The sequence below is a fragment of the Falsiroseomonas oryzae genome, assembly GCF_027856955.1.
Classification (GTDB): domain Bacteria; phylum Pseudomonadota; class Alphaproteobacteria; order Acetobacterales; family Acetobacteraceae; genus Falsiroseomonas; species Falsiroseomonas oryzae.
This window is the reverse complement of the sequence record NZ_JAPSMD010000470.1, coordinates 1-3,951: the sequence shown is the minus strand read 5'-3', so window position 1 is coordinate 3,951 and position 3,951 is coordinate 1. Positions and strand designations below refer to the sequence as shown.

Here is a 3,951-nt window from a genome sequence, read left to right as displayed (position 1 = left end):
CCGGGCTCGCCGCCGTCGTCACGGCGCAGCGCGCGGCGGGTGTGGCGCTGGCGGCGCCGAACGCGCCCGCTGCCGTCACGCCGCTGCCGATGCGGGGCTCGCCGCCGCCGGTGCTGCCGCGCGCGCCCTCCGGCATCGCGCCGCCGGCGCTGCGCAGCGTGCCTCGGGAGGTCGAGAGCACCGGTGACCGGCGCCCGCTCTGGGAGGCGCTGGGCCCGGCGCCGCGCTTCGCTGCCGCGGTCGTCTCCACCCGCCACACCGGCCACGCCGGCTGCGGCTGCGCACGCTGCGGCGGGGGCTGAGCCATGCCGGTGATCATCGATTCCGTCGAAACCGAGATCAGCGTCGATGGCGGCGCGCCGTCCGCCCGCCGCGGCGAGGGCGGCGGCGACGCGGCTGGGCAGCCGCTGGAGGTGCAGGTGGAGGAGCTGCGCGACGCCATCCGCGCGCTGATCCGCGAGGAGCTGGAGCGCGAGCTGCGGCGGAGGCTGCCGGAGCGATGAGCGGCACCCCGCCCCTGCTGGTCGACGCCCGCCCGACCCTCTCGATCGAGGGGCAGGAGGACAGCGCGCTCGGCCGCGACCTGATCCGGCTGGAGACGCGGGAGGACGAGCAGGGCGTGGCGGAGCTGGAGGCGGTGTTCGTGAACTATGGCGCGCCGCCAGCCGGCGGCCCTCCGGGCTTCGTGCATTTCGACCGGCAGCGGGTGGATTTCGGCAAGCGCATCGCGGTGGCGTTCGCCACCTCGGGCCAGGCGGAGACGGTGTTCGACGGCAGCATCTCTGCCATCGGCGCCGCCTACCCGGAACAGCGGCCGCCGGAGCTGGTGCTGGTGGCGGAGGACAACCTGGCGCGGCTGCGCCTGCTGCGCCGTTCCCGCAGCTTCGAGCAGGCGACGGATGCCGACATGGTGCAGCAGTTGGCGCAGTCGGCGGGCCTGCGACCCGATGTGCAGCTGGACGGGCCGACCCATGCGCTGCGCTGGCAGGTCGGGCAGAGCGAGCTGGCGCTGCTGCGCGAACGGGCGGCGGCCCTGGATGCGCGCATCGCCGTGCGCGACGGCGCGGTGAGCGTGAAGGCGGCGCCGGCGCAGGGCCGGCCGATCCCGCTCTCCCGCCTCAACGAGCTGATCCGCTTCGAGCTGCGCGCCGACCTGGCCGGCCAGCGCAGCGCCGTGCGCGTGCATGGCTGGGACGTCGCGGGGAAGCAGGCGATCACCGAGGAGGCTGACAGCGGCGCGGCGCGCGCGGTCGCCGTGGCGCAGGGGCGCACCGGCGCGGAGATTGTCCGCGAGGCCTGGGGCGAGGCGCCGGAGGACCTGCACCTGGAACAGCCCGCGACCTCCGAGGAAGCGCGAAAGCTGGCGGAGGCGCGCATGCAGTCCCGCGCGCGGCGCTTCATCCGCGGCCGCGGCGTCACGCGCGGCACGCCTTCGCTGCGCGTCGGATCGCAGGTGGAGCTGCTGGACCTCGGCGCCTGGTTCTCCGGCGTGTGGGAAGTCAGCGCGGTGCGCCACAGCTTCGACCAGGCGAGCGGCTACCGCACCGAGTTCGAGGCGTGCCGCGCGGCGCTGGAGCAAGGCGCATGATCCCGCCCGATCCCCGCACGCCGCCGCGGCCCGTGATGGCGGGCGTCTATCCCGCCCTCGTGCGCGACGTGCAGGACCCCGAGAGCCAGGGGCGCGTGCGCGTCGAGTTGCCCTGGCTGGGCGGCGATGCGTCCGGCGCGCAGGCCTGGGCGCGGCTGGCGACCCTGATGGCCGGCGCGGACCGCGGCACCTGGTTCATCCCGGAGGTCGGCGACGAGGTGCTGGTGGCCTTCCAGGGCGGCGATCCGAGCCGGCCCGTGGTGATCGGCGCGCTGTGGAACGGCCAGGACGCGCCGCCCGAGACGATGGACAGCGCCAACAACATCCGCTCGATCACCTCGCGCTCCGGCCACCGCGTGCTGCTGGATGACACGCAGGGCGCCGAGAAGGTGGAGGTGGAGACGCAGGGCGGCCAGAAGCTGACGCTGGACGATGCGGCCGGCGGCACGGTCACGCTGGAGCACAGCAACGGCGTGAAGCTGAAGATGGACGCGGCCGGCAACGTGGAGATCACGGCGAATGCCCGCGTCACGGTGAACGCGCCGGCGCAGCTCTCGGTAAGCGCCGGCATGGTGCAGGTGGATGCGGGCATCAGCCGCTTCTCCGGCGTGGTGCAGTGCGACACGCTGATCGCCACCAGCGTGGTCGGCACCAGCTACACGCCCGGCGCCGGGAACGTCTGGTGATGCCGCTCGACGCCGCCCGCCGCCCGCGCCGCCGCCTGGTCGTCCCGGCCTGCCGGACCGATGCGCGGGAGGTGCTGGTGCCCGCCCTGCCCTTCTTCCTGCGCGGCACCGATGCGCCGGAGGCGAAGCGCCCGCCGCTGCTGGGCTTCGAGGGCGCGGGCTTCATGGACGACTTCCTGGCCGCCGTGGCGGATCCGGCGAAGCTGCCGAAGCTGCTGCCCTGGCGCGACTGGGCGGAGCCGCCGGCCGGCGTGCTGGATGCCGCGGGGAATGCGCGATATCCGGCCGAGCTGGTGCGCGAGCGACCGATCGCGCTGGACGGCGACGGTCTGCCCGGCGACGGCATCCCGGCCGGTGCGCCGCCCTGGCTGCGCAAGCTCTACCTGCCGCTGCACGCCCGCTTCACGCTGGTGGCCTTCGACCTGGTGTGCCGCCGGCTCGGCTTCCCGCCGGTGGACCGGGCGCGCGTGATCGGCGCCGGCGCCGTGGTGCGGCGGCTGCGGCCGGACCGGAGCGCGCTGCGCTGGGAGGACTGGATCAGCGCCGATGGCAAGCGCGGTGTCTGGATCGAGCTGAAGCAGCCGATCGAGCAGCTCGATCCGGAGGCCATCGCGCCGGCCGCCTTCCAGGGCCAGGAGCTGGCGTTGCGTGCGCGACTGGGGCTGGCCGCCGATGCGCCGCTGCCAGCCGCCTTGGACAGCGCGAAGCTCGCGCTGCTCGCCGGCGACTCTGCGGACGGCGCGGCGGCGCGGCATTGCACGCTCTACGGCTACGTGCCCGTGCAGTCGCCGGCCGAGCAGGCGCCGGAGGCCGTGCCAGCCTCGCCGGCCGACACCGTCGCAGCGCTGAAGGCGCGCGCCACCGACGCGATGCAGGCGGCGGCAAACGCGGTGCCGCAGCTTGCCCCGCGCATCCGCAACGCGCTCTCCGACCTGCTGGCCGAGACGGTGCTGCCGCCGCGCCCGGATGCGGCCAGCGTGACCGCGGCCTGGGCCACGGTGCAGGTCTTCACCGGCACCTTCCAGCCCGCGCCGCCGGGTGGTGGCGCCGCGGCAGCCGCCCTGACGCTGGACCGTGGGCTCCGAACCGTTCTCAGCTTCGCCTTCGGCGTCCTGCAACCCGCCCAGGTGGATGCGAACGCGGTGAGCCCGGATGCGCCGGAGAGCACCGCAGACTGGCTGGGCCGCGCGCGCTTCGGCGTCGGCGCGCTGGCCGCCGGGCCGGGCGACAAGACCGTGGCCTTCGGCTCTGCCTGGGGGGCGGAGAACCTGAACGTCAACTGGGCGGCCTGGCACACGCTGCAGGCGGAGCGGCTGCACCAGATGGCGGGCGCCATCCTGGACGGTAGCGCGCTGCCGCAGGCCTGGCCGGGACAGCCGGCCGCGCTGGATGCCGACGACCTCGGCCTGCTGCTGGGCTGCGCGCTGCTGCGGCTGCGCGTGCTGCGCCTGGCGCTGGCGGCGGAGCTGCGGCGGCAGATGTTCGGCGCGGCGGCGGAGCTCGCTTCCCTGACGGCGATGCTGGACGGGCTGCCGGCGCAGACGCCCGGCGTGCTCGGGCAGGAGATCGCGGCGGCGCTGGGCCTGGAAGCCTGGCGCGGCACGCCGCAGGAGCCGAGCTGGCCGGTGCTGGACGCCGCGACGCCGAAGGGCAGCGGCGACCTGCGCGCGCATCGCG

5 protein-coding genes are annotated in these 3,951 nt (G+C 75.6%); all 5 read left to right on the top strand.

The genetic code is table 11. The features are described from left to right. Positions 1–302, top strand: a 302-nt coding sequence (locus tag OZN99_RS27200; protein ID WP_270938362.1) for a hypothetical protein, incomplete at its 5' end; no start/stop codon positions are given. Between the two features lie 3 nt (positions 303–305). Beyond that, positions 306–503 (top strand): hypothetical protein, encoded by a 198-nt coding sequence (locus OZN99_RS27195; RefSeq protein ID WP_270938361.1) that lies wholly within the window; start codon positions 306–308, stop codon positions 501–503. Further along, positions 500–1,588, top strand: coding sequence for a phage late control D family protein (locus tag OZN99_RS27190; protein ID WP_270938360.1), 1,089 nt, complete (start codon positions 500–502; stop codon positions 1,586–1,588). The genes OZN99_RS27195 and OZN99_RS27190 overlap by 4 nt, the downstream gene beginning before the upstream one ends. Then, positions 1,585–2,274: a phage baseplate assembly protein V gene (locus OZN99_RS27185; protein WP_270938359.1), complete on the top strand. Its 690-nt coding sequence runs from the start codon at positions 1,585–1,587 to the stop codon at positions 2,272–2,274. The genes OZN99_RS27190 and OZN99_RS27185 overlap by 4 nt, the downstream gene beginning before the upstream one ends. Further along, positions 2,274–3,951, top strand: a 1,678-nt coding sequence (locus tag OZN99_RS27180) for a hypothetical protein (RefSeq protein WP_270938358.1), incomplete at its 3' end; no start/stop codon positions are given. The genes OZN99_RS27185 and OZN99_RS27180, both read left to right, overlap by 1 nt.